This is a genomic window from Arthrobacter cheniae (assembly GCF_003602275.1).
In the GTDB taxonomy this organism is placed as follows: Bacteria; Actinomycetota; Actinomycetes; order Actinomycetales; family Micrococcaceae; genus Arthrobacter_D; species Arthrobacter_D cheniae.
Window position 1 is genome coordinate 68820 of sequence record NZ_QZVT01000007.1, and the last position, 17691, is coordinate 86510.

A 17691-nucleotide genomic window follows, 5' to 3' on the forward strand; every position below is an offset into this window, starting at 1 on the left:
GGGACTTCCCGCCACCGCCTGAGAAGAGTTTCGGATGCACCCTCGCCCACTCATGACCACCCTCGTCGGCCTGACCGCTCTGACGTCGATACTCACGGGCTGCAGTGCCATCGGTGGCCAGTCCGCGGATCTCCAGATTTATTCGGCCCGACACTACGATCTCGAGGGCGCTTTCGGGCAGTTCACCGACGAGACAGGCATTACCGTCGAGTTCATCAGCGGCGACGACGCCGAACTTCTCGAGCGGCTGAAAGCCGAGGGCGAGGACACTCCGGCGGACGTTTTCATGACCGTGGACGCGGGGAACCTCTGGAACGGCGCACGCCAGGACGAACTGGCCGCGACCAGCTCGGCCGTGCTCGATGAGGCCGTGCCCGACGACCTTCGCGACACGGAGGGCCGCTGGTACGGACTCGCCCTGCGTGCCCGCACCATCACCTATAACCCCGAAGCCGTGGACCCGGCCGAGTTCAACGCCACCGACACCTACGCAGGACTCGCGGACCCGCAGTGGAAGGGCCGTCTGTGCATGCGCGACGCGACGTCCGCCTACACGCAGTCGCTCGTGGCCAGCCTGATCGAACTCCACGGCCGGGACCGTGCCCTGGAGATCGTCCAGGGGTGGGTGGCCAATGATGTGGCCATCATGAGCAACGATGTCCTGCTGCTGGAAGCCATCGATGCCGGGACGTGCGACGTCGGCATCAACAACCACTACTACCTCGCCCGCACCCTCGCGGAGAAGCCCGAGCTCAACGTCGACCTGTTCTGGGCAAGCCAGGAGGGCGCGGGAACGCACGTGAACATCTCGGGCGCCGGCGTCGTGCAGGGGGCGGACAACCCGGAGGACGCACTGGAGCTCATCGAGTGGCTGGCCACCGACGGGCAGAACGCGTTCGTCGACGCCAACCACGAGTACCCGGTCAACCCCGCAGTCGAGCCGGAACCGGTCATCGCCGCCTTCGGCGACTTCAAGCGCATGCCGCTCAACGCCGAGGCCTACGGGACGCTCAACGCCGACGCCGTCGACCTGCTCGCCGAGGCCGGATACAAGTGACGGACACGGCGACACTCGCCGAGCCGCGACCTCCCCGCCGGCGCTACCGGACGTACGGCGTCGGCCGTCCCGCCTGGTCCACGCTGGTCGTCGCCGTCGCCGTCGTCGTCGCCACCCCCGTCCTCGCGGTCATCGTCGACGGGCTGGGCAGCCTCGGCAGCACCACCCCGCCACGGGACCTGGCGCCCATGATCCTCACCACCCTCGCCCTGATGTTGGGAGTCGGCGCCGGGTCACTCCTCGTCGGCGGAGGCCTGGCCTGGCTCGTGACCGCCTACCGGTTCCCGCTGCGGAACCTGCTGGTGTGGCTGCTCGTCCTGCCACTGGCAATGCCGGCATACGTCCTCGGGTTCATCTTCCTGTCCGTCTTCGACGTCGCCGGGCCCGTCCAGTCCCTCCTGCGGACCGTCCTCGGCACGGACGTGTGGGTGCCAGAGGTCCGGTCGCTGCCCGCCGCGATCCTCGTGATGACGTTGTCCCTGTACCCGTACGTCTACCTCATGGCGCGCTCGGCGCTGATCGAGCAGTCCTCCGGGACGTACGACGCCGCCCGCACCCTGGGCGCCAACCGCGGACAGGCCCTCCGGCGCGTGGTGCTGCCGCTCGCCCGGCCGTCCCTCGCCGCAGGACTGGCCCTCGTCATGATGGAGACGCTCACCGACTTCGCCACCGTCCAGTACTTCAACGTGCAGACCGTCTCGGTAGGCGTCTACCTCGTCTGGAAGGGTACGTTCGACTTCCACGCCGCAACGCAACTCGCCGTCCTCGTCCTGCTGTTCGCCGTGGCCGTGCTGGCCGCCGAGCGGGCCCTGCGCGGCCGGGCGCGCTACCACCAACAGGGCGGGAACCGCCAGGGGTTCCAGCCGGAACAGCTGCGGGGGGCACGCGCCTGGTCCGCGACGGCCCTCTGCGTGGCGGCGCTGTCCGCCGGGTTCCTCATCCCCGTCGCGCAACTGCTGATCTGGGCGGTCGGACAGATCGTCACGGATTCCTCCTTCCTCGCAGATCCCCGCTTCGCCGAGTACCTGGCCAACAGCCTGCTGGTGGCGGCGATCACCGCCGTCGCGTGCGTCGCCGTCTCGCTGGGCGTCGGCCACGCCATCCGCATGGGCGGGGGCCGCGTCGTCTCCTTCGCAGCCCAGCTGACGACGTTCGGGTACGCAGTGCCCGGCGCCGTGATCGGCATCGGGGTCCTGCTGTCCTTCGCATCACTCGACACGGCACTGGAGAGCGTCGGGGTCCGTGGGGGTACCGGGCTGATCATTACCGGGTCCGTGGCAGGCATCCTCTACGCCTACGTGATCCGGTTCCTCGCCCCGGCCTACCAGTCGGTCAGCGCGAGCCTCGAGAAGATCGCCCCGACCGTCACGTCCTCCGCGCTCAGCCTCGGAGCCGGACCCCGGCGCATCCTCGGCCGGGTCCATCTCCCGCTCGCGCGCCCCGGCGTCGCCGTCGCCCTCATGCTGGTCGTGATCGACGCCGTGAAGGAACTGCCGATCGTGCTGCTCCTGCGGCCCTTCGGCTTCACCACGGCGTCGGTCTGGGTGTACGAGCTCGCGCGGGAGAACTTCTGGGAGAAGGCGTCTCTCCCGGCCCTGGTCATCGTGGCAGTCGCCATCATCCCCGTCTTCGTACTCGTCCGCCAGACCCGGCGGCGCGAAGTACACGGGACCTCTTCCAGAAAGGCAGGACAGTGACGGCACAGATGGAGGGCGCGCCGCCTACCGGCTCCGCCACGGCCTGCGCCCCGCCCGCGCTCACCCTCGAGGGGGTGACGAAGCGCTACGGCTCCGCCCGCGGCGTCGAGTCGCTCGAGCTCGCCATCCCCGCCGGTGAGCTCGTGACGCTGATCGGCCCCTCCGGGTGCGGCAAGTCGACGACCCTGCGGCTCGTCGCGGGCCTGGAACGGCCCGACGCCGGGCGGATCACCGTCGCCGGGGACGTCGTCGCGGACCGGACACGCTTCGTGAACCCGGAGAACCGCCGCGTGGGGCTCGTGTTCCAGGACCACGCGCTCTTCCCCCACCTGAACGTCGCCCGGAACGTGGAGTTCGGGCTCGACCGGCTGCCACGCAGCGAACGCCGGAAGCGCGTCGGTGACCTCCTGGACCTCGTCCAGCTGGCCCACCTCGCGGAGCGCTACCCGCACGAGCTCTCCGGCGGCGAGCAGCAGCGCGTGGCCCTCGCTCGCGCGCTGGCGCCGCGCCCCGCCGTCGTCCTCCTCGACGAGCCGTTTTCCAGCCTCGACGAGTCCCTGCGCGGCCAGGTGCGCCGCGACACCGTGGCGACCCTGCGCGAGACCGGCACCACCGGCGTTCTCGTCACGCATGACCAGACCGAGGCGCTGTCGGTCGGGACCCGCGTGGTCGTCATGCACGACGGCGTGATCGAACAGGCCGATATCCCCGAAAAGGTCTTCGAGCAGCCCGCCACGCGCTTCGTCGCCTCGTTCATGGGCGACGCCGACTTCCTGCCCGCGCATGTGCACCGCGCACTGCTGACGTGCGAGATCGGCGTCGTCTCCACGGTCCCGGGCTGGGCGGACAGCGATGTGGACGTCGACGTCGTCCTCCGTCCCCACGAGGTGGCGCTGACCCCGGCCACCGACGCCACGGCCCGTGTCTCGGCCCTGGAGTACCACGGCGCGTTCGTCCTGCACCACGTGACGCTCGCCTCGGGGCGGACACTGCGGTCCTGGCAGCCCCACGACGTGCGCTACCCCGTCGGCACGCCGGTCACGGTGACCGTCGCCGCCGGCACCCACCCCACGCTCCTCGTCGGCGACCGGGCCGTCACCACGCCGCCCCGCAATGCTCCGAGGCCGGTGACCCCGTGAGCCTGGACCCGGATCTCTCCGAGGCGACGTTCACCGACCTCATCCGCTACGGGGACCGGCCCGCGATCCTCACCGCCGGCGGCGTGCTCTCGTACCGCGAGCTCGCGGCGCGGGTCGACGACGTCGTGGTGCGCCTCGGCGCGGAGCGGCGTCTCGTGCTGCTCGCCGCACGCAATGACGTCGACACCCTCGTGGCCTACCTCGCCGCGATCTCGGCCGGGCATCCGCTGCTGCTGGTGCCGGCGGACAAGCCCGCCGCAGTGGACTCCCTCGTCGCCGCCTATGAGCCCGATGTGGTGCTCCGGACCAGCGACGGGGCGCTCGAGCTCGACGAGCGGTGGCCCGGCACGCGTCACGACCTCCACCCGGACCTCGCACTGCTGCTGAGCACGTCCGGCTCCACCGGCTCACCGAAACTGGTGCGGCTGTCCCGAAGGAACCTCGAGGAGAACGCCCGGTCCATCGCGCAGTACCTGGGCATCGGCCCCGATGACCGAGCCGCCACCACGCTGCCCTTCAGCTACTGCTACGGCCTGTCCGTGGTCAACAGCTACCTCCTGCAGGGGGCCGGGCTCGTGCTCACGGACCTGTCCGTCGTCGACCCCTGCTTCTGGGACGTCTTCCGCGAGCGCGGCGCCACCTCCTTCGCCGCCGTCCCCTACAGCTTCGACCTGCTCGACCGCGTGGGGTTCGCCGACATGGACCTGCCGAACCTGCGCTACGTCACCCAGGCCGGCGGGCGGCTCGCGCCCGAGAAGGTCAGGTCCTGGGCGGAGACGGGGCAGCGCCGCGGTTGGGACCTGTTCGTCATGTACGGGGCCACGGAAGCCACCGCGCGCATGGCCTATCTGCCGCCGGACCTGGCGGCCGAGTATCCGGGCACCATCGGCGTCCCGGTACCCGGCGGCTCGTTCCGGATCGACCCTGTGGACGGCCTTCCCCACGGGGAGCTGGTCTACACCGGACCGAACGTGATGCTGGGCTACGCCGAGAGCCTCGAGGACCTCGCGCTCGGGCGCACGATCGACGAGCTCCGCACCGGCGACCTCGCCCGCCGGAACGCGAACGGCCTCTACGAGGTCGTGGGCCGTAAGAGCCGTTTCGTCAAGATCGCCGGACTGCGGGTAGACCTCGGGCAGGTCGAACAAATCCTCTCCGGCATGGGTGTCGCCGCTGCCGCCACCGGGTCCGACGACGACGGTCTGGTCATCGCGGTCGAGGGCGAGCACGACACGGCTCTCTTGACGAAGGTCCTCGTTTCCGACCTCGGCCTGCCCCGGGCCTCCGTCCGGCTACACGCCGCCGAGCGCCTGCCCCGGTTGCCCACGGGCAAGATCGACTACCCGGCCGTCCGCGGCCTGGCTGCCCCGAAGACCGCGCCGCCCGCTCCCGAGGATCCCCGCCGGGAAAGCCTCGCAGACGTACCCCGCATCTTCGCGGAATGCCTCGACCGCCCCGACGTGACACCAACGGATACCTTCGTTTCCCTCGACGGCGATTCGCTCTCCTACGTGGCGCTCTCCGTGCGGCTCGAAGCCGCTCTCGGTCGGCTGCCGGCCGACTGGCATCTCCAGACGGTGGGTGAACTGTCGCGCCGCGGGAAGCCACGGCGCCGGGGCCTCGTGTCCTTCCTCGAGCCGTCGATCGTGCTGCGGGCGGTAGCGACCATCTGCATCGTGGCGGCCCACGTCGAACTCTTCACCTTCCACACCGCGCACCTGCTGTTCGTCGTCGCCGGTTTCAACTTCGCGCGGTTCCAACTCACCGGGACCCGGTCCGCGCGGCTGCGACGGCATGCCAGGAGCCTCACGAAGATCGTTGTTCCGTCGGTCGCTTTCATCGCAGTGGCCTACCTCCTCACCGACGACTACAGCATCGCCAACATCTTCCTGCTCAACGGCATGGTGGGCCCCCAGGAGGTCACAAGCGAGTGGCACTTCTGGTTCGTGGAGATGCTCGTCTACGTACTCATCGCCGTCACTGCACTGCTGGCCGTTCCCTGGCTGGACCGCCTCGAGCGTCGCGCACCCTTCGCCTTCGCCCTGGGCCTCGTGGCCATCACACTGCTCAGCCGGTACGACATCGTCGATCCCGGCCTGCCGAAACCACTCCCCGTGTTCTGGCTCTTTGCCCTGGGATGGGCCGTGGCGAGGGCGGACGGCACTGTTCGGCGCCTGCTGGTGTCGGCTCTCGCCGTACTGACCGTGCCGGGCTTCTTCGACCATCCGCTCCGCGAGGCGACCATCGTGGTGGGACTCCTGCTGCTCACCTGGGTGCCGGCGCTTCCCGTGCCCTCGGTCCTGCGCCGCGTCACGGGGTGGCTCGCGGCGGCGTCCCTGTATATCTACCTCACCCATTGGCTCGTCTACCCCGTCCTGCTTCCCATCAGTCCGGTTCTCGCGGTCGTCGGGTGCCTGCCCGTCGGGGTGGGTTACTGGGCCCTGTGCCGGTGGCTGCCCATCGCGTTCGCGCGGTGGAGGCGGCGCACCGGGTCGGCCGGCAGTGCGATGAAGGCGCCGACGGCCTGAGGTCCCTCCTTACCCCGGCGTCGCCCGACCCGGGCAGGAAGCCCGGTACTCCGAGCGGAAGGGAACCGTTTCCGCCTAGGCCTGGGCTTCGACGATCCAGCTGCCATCGATTCTTCGGACGCTTCGTTGACCGGGGGCTATCCAGACCTCACCGCGTTGCCGCAGTTCCTCGATGTCCGGGCCGTCCTCGGGTGTTGACGCACCGTGCCGTGACATCCAGTCTTCGGGGACAGGATGCCCGTCGCGGGTTCCACATGCCTGGCAGAAGTAGTGGATCACAGGGCCCACCGGCCCGTTCCTGTCCCCGACGAGATCCCCGTCCCTGTACGCGTGATCGACCTGGCCCTGACCGAAACTGGTGAATCTCAGGAACCGTGCCGTCCCACACCTGTTGCACATCGGAACATTCATAGGAGCCTCCTCAATACCTGTCCCGTGAGCATCAACGATCCTTCATCGTGTACAGCTGCATCGTGTCGCCCAGTCGACGGGAATCAAACGACTCCGAGGGCAAGCATCGCGTCCGCGACTTTCACGAAGCCGCTGATGTTCGCGCCGGCCACATAATTGCCCGGAACTCCGTATTCGTCGGCTGTCGCAGCACACCGGTCATGGATGCCCACCATGATTTCCGTAAGGCGCTGTTCGGTGTGCTCGAAGGACCAGGAATCCCGGCTTGCGTTCTGCTGCATCTCCAGGGCCGAGGTTGCGACTCCACCGGCGTTGGCGGCCTTACCCGGCCCGAAGAGGACACCGGCCTGCTGGAGTACTTCCACCGCTTCCGGGGTACAGGGCATGTTTGCCCCTTCCGCGACCGCAAGCACCCCGGATCGGACGAGGGCTCCGGCGGCGGCTTCGTCGAGTTCGTTCTGCGTGGCACAGGGCAGTGCAACCGTTGCCCCCACATCCCAGATCGAACCACCGGCCACGAAATGGGCACCTGCTCCCCGTCGATCCGCGTACTCGGAGATCCGTCCGCGCTCATGTTCCTTCACCTCGCGCAGCAGTTCCACATCGATGCCTGCCTCGTCCACGACATAACCGGAGGAGTCAGAACAGGCCACGACTGTCGCTCCGAAATGCTGTGCCTTGGCGATGGCATGAACAGCGACATTGCCCGCACCGGACACAATCACCCGTTGTCCCTCGAACCCGAGCCCTCGTGTTCGAAGCATCTCGCGGGCAAACAGCACCGCACCGTACCCTGTCGCCTCCGGGCGGACCAGGGACCCGCCCCAGCTGATGCCCTTGCCGGTCAGGACGCCGGACTCATACCTGTTCGTGATTCTCTTGTACTGCCCGAACAGGTACCCGATCTCCCTACCTCCGACACCGATATCCCCGGCGGGGACGTCGGTGTATTCTCCGATGTGGCGGTACAGCTCCGTCATGAAGGCCTGGCAGAACCGCATGACCTCGGCGTCGGACTTACCCTTGGGATCGAAATCCGAGCCGCCCTTGCCGCCACCGATGGGCATTCCGGTGAGCGCGTTCTTGAAAACCTGTTCGAAGCCGAGAAACTTCACGATTCCCAGATACACGGACGGGTGGAACCGCAGACCGCCCTTGAAGGGCCCCAACGCGGAATTGAACTCCACCCGGAAACCCCGGTTGATCTGTACGGTCCCGGCATCATCGACCCAGGGAACCCGGAAGATGATCTGCCGCTCGGGTTCGCACAGGCGCTCCAACACTGCCGCGTCCACGAACTCGGGATGTTTCAACAGCACAGGGCCCAGTGAATCGAACACTTCGACGACGGCCTGGTGAAACTCCGTCTCACCCGGATTGCGCCGAAACACCTCATCGCGTACAGAGAACAAAGCCGAATCCATCAGAATCTCCGATCTTGAAAATGAAGCCTTCTGCCGCACGAGTAACAAGAACCTGCGAGTCACCTGCCGCACCAGGAACGGCCGGTCAGCAGGTCTGCCTATCGTGGCGGTAACGCAGTTGGAGAATCAACCCCGGACACGCTCCGCTCAGGGCGTGCCTTTTCCAGCACCAGCAGGGTGATGTTCTGCATCACCCTGCTGGTGCTGGACAGCAGCCTTCAGTCGGGTGCCCGGGTCACCCTTACCCGCGCGGCTAGGCATTGACCCCTGAGCAACGGCGTGCCAAGCTCCGCTCGTGACGGAGACAGTGGGAACGGCGAGTCCGAGGCTCGTGCGTCGTGCCTCGGTGGCGATCGGCGCGCTGGTCACCATCGTGTTGGTCTTCGTGGCGGTCCGCGGGACGCTCGACGGGCCCAACATCCTTGCGGGCACCACTCCCGATGACGATTTCGCCGTGCGGTACGTCGCCCACCCGTGGCTGGCCTACCTTCATATTGCACCCGGTGTGATCTACCTCCTCGGGGCGCCATTGCAACTGTCGCGGCGGTTCCGCACCCGTCACTACGACGTGCATAAAAGGCTCGGGCGGATACTCCTGACCTGTGCGCTCGTCGCCGGGCTGTTCGCGCTCCTCTTCGGCGTGCCGCACGCCTGGGGAGGCGCACCGGAGGCCGCCGCTACGGTGGTCTTCGGCTGCTGGTTCCTGACCTCCCTCGTGCTCGCCTTCCGGGCGATCCGGCGTGGTGACGTACCGAAGCACCGCCGCTGGATGATCCGCGCGTTCGCCGTCGGCATCGGCATCGGCACCATCAGGATCTGGGTGGGAATCTTCGAGGGAATCGAACAGGCACTCTCCGGTGGAACGACGCCGGCCACGCCGGACACGGCTTTGTTCGGCGTCGCGTTCTGGCTGGCGTTCACGATGCACGTCGCCCTCGGCGAGTGGTGGTTGCGCCGGACTCCGGTCCTGACCGGATGACAACCTCGAAGCTGTGACCGTCGGCAGGCTGCCTTCAGACGGTGGAGATAGAGGTGTCTCTTGTAGCGAGCGTGACGGTGCGGTCGGCCAAGTCGGAGATCCTGGAGTTGTCGTAGCCGAAGACTGCTGACCGGGTCCGGTTCTGCAGGGGCTTGATGAAGTGTTCCGGCAGTGCTGCGGCGCCCAGCACGGTGCCGACGACGGCGCCTGCCGCAGCTCCGTTCGAGTCGGTGTCCCACCCGCCCTGGACGGTGAGGCCCACCGTGGCGGAATAGTCGCCGTCACCCCAGAGGAGTCCGGCGGCGATAATCGCCGCATTGTTCACCGTGTGGACCCAGCTGTAGTGCCCATAGTGTTGCTGGATCGAGCGGAGCCCTTCCTCCCACGTGACCCCGCCGCGATGCAGGTCCTGCACCCGATGCAGGGCTTCGGCGAGTCGTGAACGCACCGGCACGTAGTGCAGTGATCGCTCGAAGGCTTCGGAGACGGTCGTGGCCGTTGCAGCAGAGGACATCAGGGCCGCCGACCACATCTCGCCGTAGAGCCCGTTTGCCCGGTGGGAAAGGGTCGCATCCTTGTACGCAGTCAGGATCGCCCGCTGCGGACGCCCGGGCTGCGTCCAGCCGTGGACGTCACCACGGATCAGGGCACCGATCCACTCGCGGTAGGGGTTGCGGGTGTTCCCGACCGCCTCGATGGGCACGTTGGTGAGGAGGTTGACGTACGCGGCGCGCTCGGCCGTGAAGACGCGCAGGTAGGGCACGTGAGCCAGCCACGTCGCGGCGACGTCGGCCGCCGTCAGGTCCATCCCGTGGTGTTCGAGCATGTGCAGGGCGAGGATGGAGTAGTCGATGTCGTCGTCCCGGTCCGATCCTGCGACCCGCCCGCGCGTGGTGTTCACCCAGTTCTCCACCAGGCGGTAGCCGTCAGGCATCGGGTCCATCGCCGGGACGTAGTCCCGCAAGGGGTAGGAACCGGTCAGTTCGAGGTAGGAGCGGATCCTGTCGCTCGTCCAGTAGTCCCCGTTCTCGATGGGCTTGCCCAGGTTGCAGCCGGCGATCCTCCCCAGCCAGCCCCCCAGGATCCGGTCGTGCAGTCCGGAGCCGGGGGTGAGGGTGCTGGGTGTCTGTTGCCCGGCCGGCATGCTGTCCAGGATGTCGGGCAGCGCGTCGGGTTCCTCATAGTCCCATCGGCCGCTCCGGGGAAGGTTCGCAAGCTCCGCCAGGAGGTTCTCCAGTCCCTGCCGGTCATGCGCGTCGGTATCGGTCAGGCGTGCGGACAGCGATGTGACGTCGTAGCCGGTCTCGCTGAGTTGTCGCAATTCGTCCGTGACCAGGTCGTGGACGTTGAGCGGGTCATACATGGGAAGCCTTTCGCCGCATTTCCTACATCAGGGAAAGGACGAAGGAGAGGACGAAGCCGGCGGCGGTGCTCATGGCTACGGCGGGCCCCCCGTGTTCGTAGGCTTCAGGCATGAGGGTGTCTGCCAGGGATGCGATCACAGCGCCCGCGGCGAAGGCCAATGGTAGCGAGATTGCTTCCGGGTCCGCTCCCGACAGGGGACCCGCGCCGATCATGACGGCGAGGACCAGCAACACAGCACAGACTCCCCAGAGACCGAGGATGCTGCCGGTGCTTCTCCCCTGGGCCCGCATCGACGATGCTCCGACCAGCGCTTCGGGCAGGTTGGAGACGAAAATCGCGGCGAGGAGAGCCAATCCTCCGGTCCCGCCGCCGAGCGCGACGCCCAATGCCAGGTTCTCCGGGACGCCATCGAGAGTTACTGCGGCAAGGAGGGCCAAGCCTGCCGCGCCTCGAGTCGATGCCTTGGACGATGAACGCTCCGTCGCGGCGGCATCTGTGTCGAGCTTGGCACTACCTTCATGTTCATCAGCCGGCGTTGGATCTGATCCAGCTTGGGCCCAACGGTCCAGTAACGCACTGAGGACGGTGAAGACAAGGGCGCCGGCGAGGAGGCCCAGAGCTGCGCGCCAGATACCGCCGCGCTCGAAAGCGTCTTCGAAGAGTTCGAACGCCAGAGCGGTGATGAGGGATCCTGCTGCAAACGACAGGAGAATGGCCAGCACCCGTTTGGGCAGATTGAACCGGACGCCGATCATCGCGCCCAGAACCAGAGCGCTGGAAGCCACCACACCAAAGAGCAGCGACATCGTCATGGAGTCAGTATAGGAACAGGAGGTGCGGTCAAGAAGGGTCTAGGAAGGTCGGTCGAAGCAGTAGCACCGACGGTTCCTCTCGACCGACAAGCTCTTGCTCGTGCTCGTGCTCGACCCACCCAAGCGGACGAGGTGCATCGCGTTCCGTGCTGACCCGCAATTATTGGTCCGTGTTTGACGGTGATCGCCCGGTCGCGCGAAAGCTCAGGTCCGAGTCTTCGTGTAGCGGCGGGCACCGGCCGACGACGTCGACTGCTTCGGCGGCCACAGCATATCGAGCGAGTGGAGGGCGTGCCTGTGCGCGATGGCAACGACGGCGGACGCACAGATCGCGGCGTCACTCCCGGCATCGTGGTGGCTGAACGCGCCGAGCCCGAGAGCCCTGGCCACCTGCGGAAGCTTGTTCCCATCGAGGTCGAGGAGGCGGCGCGACAGAGCGACCGAGCAGTGGAAGGTCCTCTCAGGAGCTGCAAGCCCTGATTCTGCGCAGGCACCCCGCAGGACGGAGCGGTCGAAGGAGGCGTTATGGGCAACGAACGAATCACCGCCTGCGACGTCCATGATGCGGTGCAGGCTTTCGGTCCATGAGGAAGCTGTGCGGACATCGGCCGGGCGGATGCCGTGGACCCCGACATTGATGGGACTGAAGGCGCCGACGGACGGCGGGGGCTTGATCAGCCAGGACACGGTCTCGGTGACGACACCGTTCCGCACCTTCGCCAGCCCGACGGCGCAGACCGAGCCGCGCTTGCTGTTCGCCGTCTCGAAGTCGATGGCGGTGAAGTTGAGACCGTGCATGTATCCCCCAGGAGCTTCCGCCGCTCGCTCGACCGGCCTCGGACAGCCTAGCGATGATCGCGCCCGTCCCCGTACGTGGCACGCTTGTCCGCTCTCCTGATTGAGCGGACACTATTGGTGTGCAGGACATCGAGCTCTCCGTGTCCACCGTCGAACTGGTAGCAGCGTCAGCGTTGCAGGCTGACCGGCCGGTCCGGGTCCTGCAGTATGTGCTCGAACCCTTCGGGGTCCCCTTATCCAGCATGACTACGGGAGGCTTGTGGCGCCTGACGGGCACAGCCATCGACGACATCGGAACACGACAATTCCACGCTGTGCTGAAAGTGATCCACACCCCGCTGCGATGGGCGGGTATCGACGCTGTTCCGGTGGAGATGAGGGGCTTTGTCGTAGCGCACGTCCCGTGGCGCACGGAGGCCGATGTATATCGGAGTGATCTGGCGAAGTACCTGCCGGCAGGATTGCGCCTCCCTGACATCTACCTGATCGAGGACCTCGATGAGGACAGCGCAGCCATCTGGATGGAGGATGTCCAGCCGGAATCGGCCGGGGGCTGGGACAACGACTGCTACACACGGGTGGCGTACCTGCTGGGTTGCCTGGCAGGAGCCCCGGAAGCTCCGATGGGAGCAGAACGGGACATCGCGGATTTCGTCGTCGGCCCCGGTGAACACGTCTTCATCCCCATGCTCCGCTCGGGAATCCTGCATTCCCATCCCGCGTTCGATCACGCGATCGACCACCATCTCGAGCAGGACATGCTCCTCTTCCTCGATCACATCCCTCTCCTGTTGACCGAGGCGGCGGCACTCCCCAGGACAAGGGCACACGGCGACGCCTGCCCACAGAACATGCTGCGGGCCGGAGGCGGAACAGTCGCGATCGACTAGGGTAGCTTCGGTACGACCACCGTGGGCTTCGACCTGGGTCAATTACTGGCAGGACGAGCCAATGATGGGCTGCTGGACGGACCCACCCTGGACATGCTCGCTCCCGCCTGCCTGAGTGCCTACCTCGACGGACTGCAGGATGTAGGGAGGCCCATCTCCCCCGCCCTGGTCCGACGGGGGTTCGCGATCTCCATGGCCTTCCAGAGCGGCCTGTCCGCCCTGTTTCCCCGCGAGCTGGACGAACCCGTCACCAGCAACCTGCGTGCCTTGATCCACGCACGGGCGGGCATGGCGCGCTTCATCGTCGATGAACTCGCCGCGACCTCACTCCACGCCTAGGGAAAGCGTGCACGGCAGCCGCGTGCCGCCGCGAAGAGGTCGCCCAAGCCGACGCCTTACAGCTCCGGAGACCGCTTCGCCCAGCCCGTCGCCTGCTCGAACGCGTACGCCACCTGCAGTAGCTCGACGTCCTTGCCATGCGGCATCGCCAGCTGCAACCCGACCGGCAGACCGTCATCGCTGAAGCCCGCCGGCACCGACACCGCGGGCAGGCCGGTGGCCGAGATCAGGCAGGCCGAGCGCATCCAGTCCAGGTACGTCTCGAACTCGACGCCGTTGACCGAGGTCGGATACCGCTCCGTGGCGTCGAACGGCAGCACCTGCGCCGTCGGGCTCGCGAAGACGTCGTACCTGCCGAAGAAGCGTCGCATGCCGGCATCGAGCCGCGTCCGGGCGAGGGCGGCGTCGACCATGTCCTGCGCCGTGAGCTGAACCCCCTGCTCCACGTTCCACCGGATCTCGGGCTTGATCGCGTCGCCGTGCTTCTCGACGAGTTCACCGAGCCCGAGCACGAAGTCGAAGGCGCGCGTCGTCCCGAAGACCTGGTCCGCGTCGCGGAGATCGGGCGCGGCCTCCTCGACGATCGCGCCGAGGTCCGTGAAGACCTGCAGCTGCCCCTCGAGGACCCGCAGGACCTCGAGGGCCACGGGCACGCCGAGCCCGAAGTCCGGGGACCAGCCGATCCGCAGACCGGCCAGGTCCCGCTGCAGCGAGGCGCCGAACGAGCCCGCTATCGGATAGGCGTACGGCATGGCGGAGTCCGGTCCGGCAATGGCCGTCATACCCAGCGCGATGTCCTCGACGTCGCGCGCCATCAACCCGTTGCGTGCCAGCCACGCCCAGGCGTTGCGCGTGGGGAGGGACGGGACGACGCCGATGGACGGCCGGTAGCCGACCACGTTGCAGAACGACGCGGGGACGCGGAGTGATCCACCCATGTCGCTGCCGTCACCGAGCGGCTGGATACGAGCAGCGATCGACGCCGCCACTCCCCCGCTGCTGCCGCCGGCACTCCGGCTGGTGTCGTACGGGTTCACCGTCGTCCCGAAGACCTCGTTGAACGTATGGGATCCAGCAGCGAACTCGGGCACGTTCGTCTTGCCCGTCGTCACGACGCCGGCGCTCTTGAGCCGGCTGATGATCAGGTCATCGAACGTCGGCACGAAGTCCCTGAAGATCGGTGAGCCCTGCGTGGTGCGGAGCCCCTTGGTGTTGTGCGTGTCCTTGTGCGTCATGGGCAGGCCGTGCAGCGGCGGGACGTCCGCGCCGGACATGATCAATTCGTCGGCGGCCTCCGCGAGCGCGGTGGCGCCCTGCCGGTCCTCCGTGATGACGGCATTGATCGGACCGTTGACGGCGTCGATGCGGTCGAAGTGCGCTTCGAGTGCTTCTCGCGCGGACACTTCCCGACGGCGGATGGCCCCGGTCAGCTCGACGGCGGACAGCTCGTGGAGGGCACCGCTCACGCCGTCGTTCCTACCTTCGACAGCAGCGCCGTCATCGCGGCCCTGACGCCGGTGGTGAGGGTGGGCTCGATGGCCGGCGCGAAGTACGGCGAGTGGTTTCCGGCGACGGGATCGTCGCCGTCGAGCAGTTCCTGCGGGTGCCCGCCGAAGAACCAGTAGACGCTCGGAACGCCGATCGCCTCGGCCAGGAGGCCGAAGTCCTCGCTGCCCATGACGGGTGGGGACTCGATGACGGCGTCCTCACCCAGTACGTCGCCGAGCACGGTCATCAGGTCCTCTGTGGAGGAGGGGTCGTTGTAGCACTGCGGGAAGCTGGTGATCTCCTCGATGGTCGGCTCCGGGGCACCCGATGCCGCGGCCTCGGCGCTGATGATCCTGCGCAGCGAGCCGAGGACCAGGTCACGGACCTCGGGGTCGAAGGTGCGGACGTTCACCGTGAACTCCGCCGACGCCGGGATGATGTTCTCCTTCAGGCCACCGTGGAAGGTGCCGATGGTGACGACCGCCGACTTCATCGGATGCACCTGGCGGGACACGATGGTCTGGATGCGGACCACCATGTGGGCGCCGAGGACGATGGGGTCGATCGACTGCTCCGGCTGCGACCCGTGCGCCTGCTTGCCGAGCACGGTGACCTTCCAGGAGTCCGCCATCGCCATGGCCGTGCCCTTGCTGATGTTCACGGTGCCGGCGAGGCCGGGCCAGACGTGCTGTCCGTAGATGATCGACGGCTTCGGTGCCTTGTCCCACAGGCCGTCCTCGACCATGGCTTCGGCACCCTCTCCGGTCTCCTCCCCGGGCTGGAAGATGAACACCACGGTCCCGGACCACGCGTCGCGGTTCTCGGTCAGCAGCTGCGCGGCGGTCAGTCCCACGGTCATGTGGGTGTCATGCCCGCAGCCGTGCATCACCGGTACGGCCGTCCCGTCGGCGAGCGCGCCCGTCGTCGTGCTCGCGTAGTCCACCCCCGTGTCCTCGGCGATCGGCAGGCCATCCGTGTCGGCGCGGTAGCCGACCACCGGGCCGTCGCCATTCCGGAGGATGCCGACGACGCCGGTCCCGCCGCACATGAACGTCTCGAGCCCGAGGTGGTTCAGCTTGTCGAGGATGAATGCAGCCGTGTGGGTTTCCTGCATGGAGAGCTCGGGGTGGGCGTGGAGATGCCGGTACAGCTCGTGCATCGCGGTGGTGTGCGCGTCGGAGAGGTCGAGGACGGCGGTGTCGATGGTCATGGTGTCCTTTCGAACGGTTCGGTATCGGAGCTTAGTTCACGAGGGTCGTGGCGGTCGCGGACGTCTTGCGCGAGCGCAGGAACCAGGCGAGCACCGCGGTGATCAGGACGACGACGCCGGTGGCCGGCTTCGCGAGGGCGGGAACGGCCGGCACCAGCACGAAGAGCACGAGGGCGGCGACGACGACGGCGATCACGGTGACGCGCGGCTGCTTCATGGTGACGACGAGCTGCACCAGGACGGCGCCGATGATCGCGGGGAAGATGTAGAGCCGGGCCACGTCCACGATGTCGGTGGGGATGATGCTGACCAACCACGTGCCGAGGATCCCGACGAACAGCAGCATCGAGATGACGTGCACCATGGCCGCACCGCAGATGGCCATGAGGGCCGCGAACTCGCCGCGCTTGGTGCCGGCCTTCGCGCCGATGGCGGCCTGCGCCACGAGGGCCGAGGGCAGGAGCTTGTTGGCGATGTTGCCGATCATGAACGCCTGGTACATCGCCGCGGGACCGAGGACCGGGTAGTAGGTGATGGGCTCGACGAACCAGAGCACGAAGAAGGCGGCCGCGACGGCGAGGTAGGCGGTCCAGATCATGCCTGCCGTGATGCCCAGGTCCGTGAAGAAGACCAGGTACAGGGGTGCGGCGAGGGAGAGGATGAGCGCAACTCCCATGGTGAGCTGGCCCCAGCGAGAGGTGGTGCGGTCGAACTCGGCGAGCGATGCGTTGGGTGTGACGGCAGTATCTGCAGCAGACATGGTGGATCCTTTCGGGTGAGGTACTGCCTAGGCGACGGGGGCCATGCCGGAGGTGTGGGCGAGGTAGGCGGCGAACAGTCCGACGATGATCGAGATGCCGAGGCCCCACTCCCTCAGCCAGGTGGCCCTGGTCCTGCCCGCGAGGAAGATGCAGACGGCCATGGTCACCGCGGAGACGATGACGGACAGGATGTGGATGGGCGTCTTCCCGAGCTCTGCGATGCCGAGGCTCGCGAAGGCACCGATCAGGGCGGCGGCGGGCACGATCGCCATGAGCGCGGGATTGACCCGTCGCAGCTTGGTGTCTCCCCTGCGCAGGATCGGCGTCAGGATCAGCGTTGCGAGCATCCATCCGGCACCGGACATGCTCATGGCCATGAAGGCCACGACGAAGACCGCCTGGGTGTAGTCGGCCCCACCGAGGGTGGCGCCCATGGTGCCGGCGGCGAGGCTGGCCGACGCCGATTCCGTGGCGGCGGATCCGACGAGACCGATGCGCACGAGCACGGCCGGTGTCCCGAAGAGGGTGAGGAGGGCGATGCTCACCAGCACCACTGCGAGGGAGGGGCCGATGGCAGCGATCGCACCGGCCCTGAAGGAGGTCTTGAGCTCCGCCTCGGAGATGTCAGCCGCCGGGCCGGCCTTCCGCGCGGCCTTCATGTAGACGAGGGACTGCACGATGATGGCGGCGAAGACGCCGAGGGCGAGCACCCAGAGGACGGGCATGTTGGCGATCGCAAGGATGTCCGTGGACAGTCCTTCGGGAGTCAGTGCTGTTTCCATGGGAACTCCGG

Annotated in this window: 16 protein-coding genes; 7 read left to right on the plus strand and 9 right to left on the minus strand. The window is 67.5% G+C overall.

The features are described from left to right. The first annotated feature begins 52 nt into the window (after nt 1–52). The 4 genes from D6T63_RS13670 to D6T63_RS13685 are packed head-to-tail and all read left to right on the plus strand — an operon-like array spanning nt 53 to nt 6421. Nucleotides 53–1057 carry an extracellular solute-binding protein gene (locus tag D6T63_RS13670; protein WP_235830757.1) on the plus strand — a complete coding sequence of 335 codons (1005 nt, stop codon included), beginning with the start codon at nt 53–55 and terminating at the stop codon, nt 1055–1057. Continuing rightward, nucleotides 1054–2754: an ABC transporter permease gene (locus tag D6T63_RS13675; RefSeq protein WP_120149615.1), complete on the plus strand. Its 1701-nt coding sequence runs from the start codon at nt 1054–1056 to the stop codon at nt 2752–2754. Before D6T63_RS13670 ends, D6T63_RS13675 begins: the two co-directional genes overlap by 4 nt. After that, entirely contained in the window at nt 2751–3893 is a 1143-nt protein-coding gene (locus D6T63_RS13680; RefSeq protein ID WP_235830758.1) for an ABC transporter ATP-binding protein, read from the plus strand. Before D6T63_RS13675 ends, D6T63_RS13680 begins: the two co-directional genes overlap by 4 nt. Continuing rightward, nucleotides 3890–6421 (plus strand): AMP-binding protein, encoded by a 2532-nt coding sequence (locus D6T63_RS13685; RefSeq protein ID WP_120149616.1) that lies wholly within the window; start codon nt 3890–3892, stop codon nt 6419–6421. The genes D6T63_RS13680 and D6T63_RS13685 overlap by 4 nt, the downstream gene beginning before the upstream one ends. 75 nt (nt 6422–6496) lie before the next feature. On the opposite strand, the gene D6T63_RS19545 is transcribed toward D6T63_RS13685, so the two are convergent. Further along, a complete protein-coding gene (locus tag D6T63_RS19545; RefSeq protein ID WP_147394378.1) occupies nt 6497–6709 on the minus strand; it encodes a hypothetical protein in 213 nt (70 codons plus the stop codon). A gap of 206 nt (nt 6710–6915) precedes the next feature. Further along, nucleotides 6916–8256, minus strand: a complete 1341-nt coding sequence (gene gdhA / locus D6T63_RS13695) for an NADP-specific glutamate dehydrogenase (RefSeq protein ID WP_120149618.1) — start codon at nt 8254–8256, stop codon at nt 6916–6918. Between the two features lie 295 nt (nt 8257–8551). Between gdhA and D6T63_RS13700 the strand changes: the two genes are divergently transcribed. Then, nucleotides 8552–9235, plus strand: a complete 684-nt coding sequence (locus tag D6T63_RS13700) for a DUF2306 domain-containing protein (protein WP_120149619.1) — start codon at nt 8552–8554, stop codon at nt 9233–9235. Nucleotides 9236–9269: 34 nt separating this feature from the next. Here the strand turns inward: D6T63_RS13700 and D6T63_RS13705 are convergent, their stop codons facing one another. From D6T63_RS13705 to D6T63_RS13715, 3 genes are all read right to left on the minus strand, one after another. Then, on the minus strand, nt 9270–10598 hold the full coding sequence (locus D6T63_RS13705) for an ADP-ribosylglycohydrolase family protein (RefSeq protein ID WP_220725938.1): 1329 nt from the start codon (nt 10596–10598) through the stop codon (nt 9270–9272). A 22-nt stretch (nt 10599–10620) separates the two neighbouring features. Beyond that, entirely contained in the window at nt 10621–11412 is a 792-nt protein-coding gene (locus tag D6T63_RS13710) for a ZIP family metal transporter (RefSeq protein WP_120149620.1), read from the minus strand. A 204-nt stretch (nt 11413–11616) separates the two neighbouring features. Further along, nucleotides 11617–12210, minus strand: a complete 594-nt coding sequence (locus tag D6T63_RS13715) for a 3'-5' exonuclease (RefSeq protein WP_120149621.1) — start codon at nt 12208–12210, stop codon at nt 11617–11619. 119 nt (nt 12211–12329) lie between these two features. Between D6T63_RS13715 and D6T63_RS13720 the strand changes: the two genes are divergently transcribed. Together D6T63_RS13720 and D6T63_RS13725 are read left to right on the plus strand one after the other, a co-directional pair. Continuing rightward, on the plus strand, nt 12330–13100 hold the full coding sequence (locus D6T63_RS13720; protein ID WP_120149622.1) for a hypothetical protein: 771 nt from the start codon (nt 12330–12332) through the stop codon (nt 13098–13100). A gap of 21 nt (nt 13101–13121) precedes the next feature. Beyond that, nucleotides 13122–13439, plus strand: coding sequence for a hypothetical protein (locus D6T63_RS13725; protein WP_147394379.1), 318 nt, complete (start codon nt 13122–13124; stop codon nt 13437–13439). A 56-nt stretch (nt 13440–13495) separates the two neighbouring features. Here the strand turns inward: D6T63_RS13725 and D6T63_RS13730 are convergent, their stop codons facing one another. From D6T63_RS13730 to D6T63_RS13745, 4 genes are read right to left on the minus strand one after another with little or no spacing between them, the layout of a single operon-like run. Further along, the gene (locus tag D6T63_RS13730; RefSeq protein ID WP_120149624.1) at nt 13496–14905 is read right to left on the minus strand and encodes an amidase; all 1410 of its coding nucleotides are present in this window, start codon (nt 14903–14905) and stop codon (nt 13496–13498) included. Next, nucleotides 14902–16137 carry an amidohydrolase gene (locus D6T63_RS13735; RefSeq protein ID WP_120149625.1) on the minus strand — a complete coding sequence of 412 codons (1236 nt, stop codon included), beginning with the start codon at nt 16135–16137 and terminating at the stop codon, nt 14902–14904. The genes D6T63_RS13730 and D6T63_RS13735 overlap by 4 nt, the downstream gene beginning before the upstream one ends. Nucleotides 16138–16168: 31 nt before the next feature. Beyond that, nucleotides 16169–16897 (minus strand): hypothetical protein, encoded by a 729-nt coding sequence (locus D6T63_RS13740; RefSeq protein WP_120149626.1) that lies wholly within the window; start codon nt 16895–16897, stop codon nt 16169–16171. A gap of 27 nt (nt 16898–16924) precedes the next feature. Then, nucleotides 16925–17680, minus strand: coding sequence for a DUF5058 family protein (locus D6T63_RS13745; RefSeq protein ID WP_120149627.1), 756 nt, complete (start codon nt 17678–17680; stop codon nt 16925–16927). Nucleotides 17681–17691: the final 11 nt, after the last annotated feature.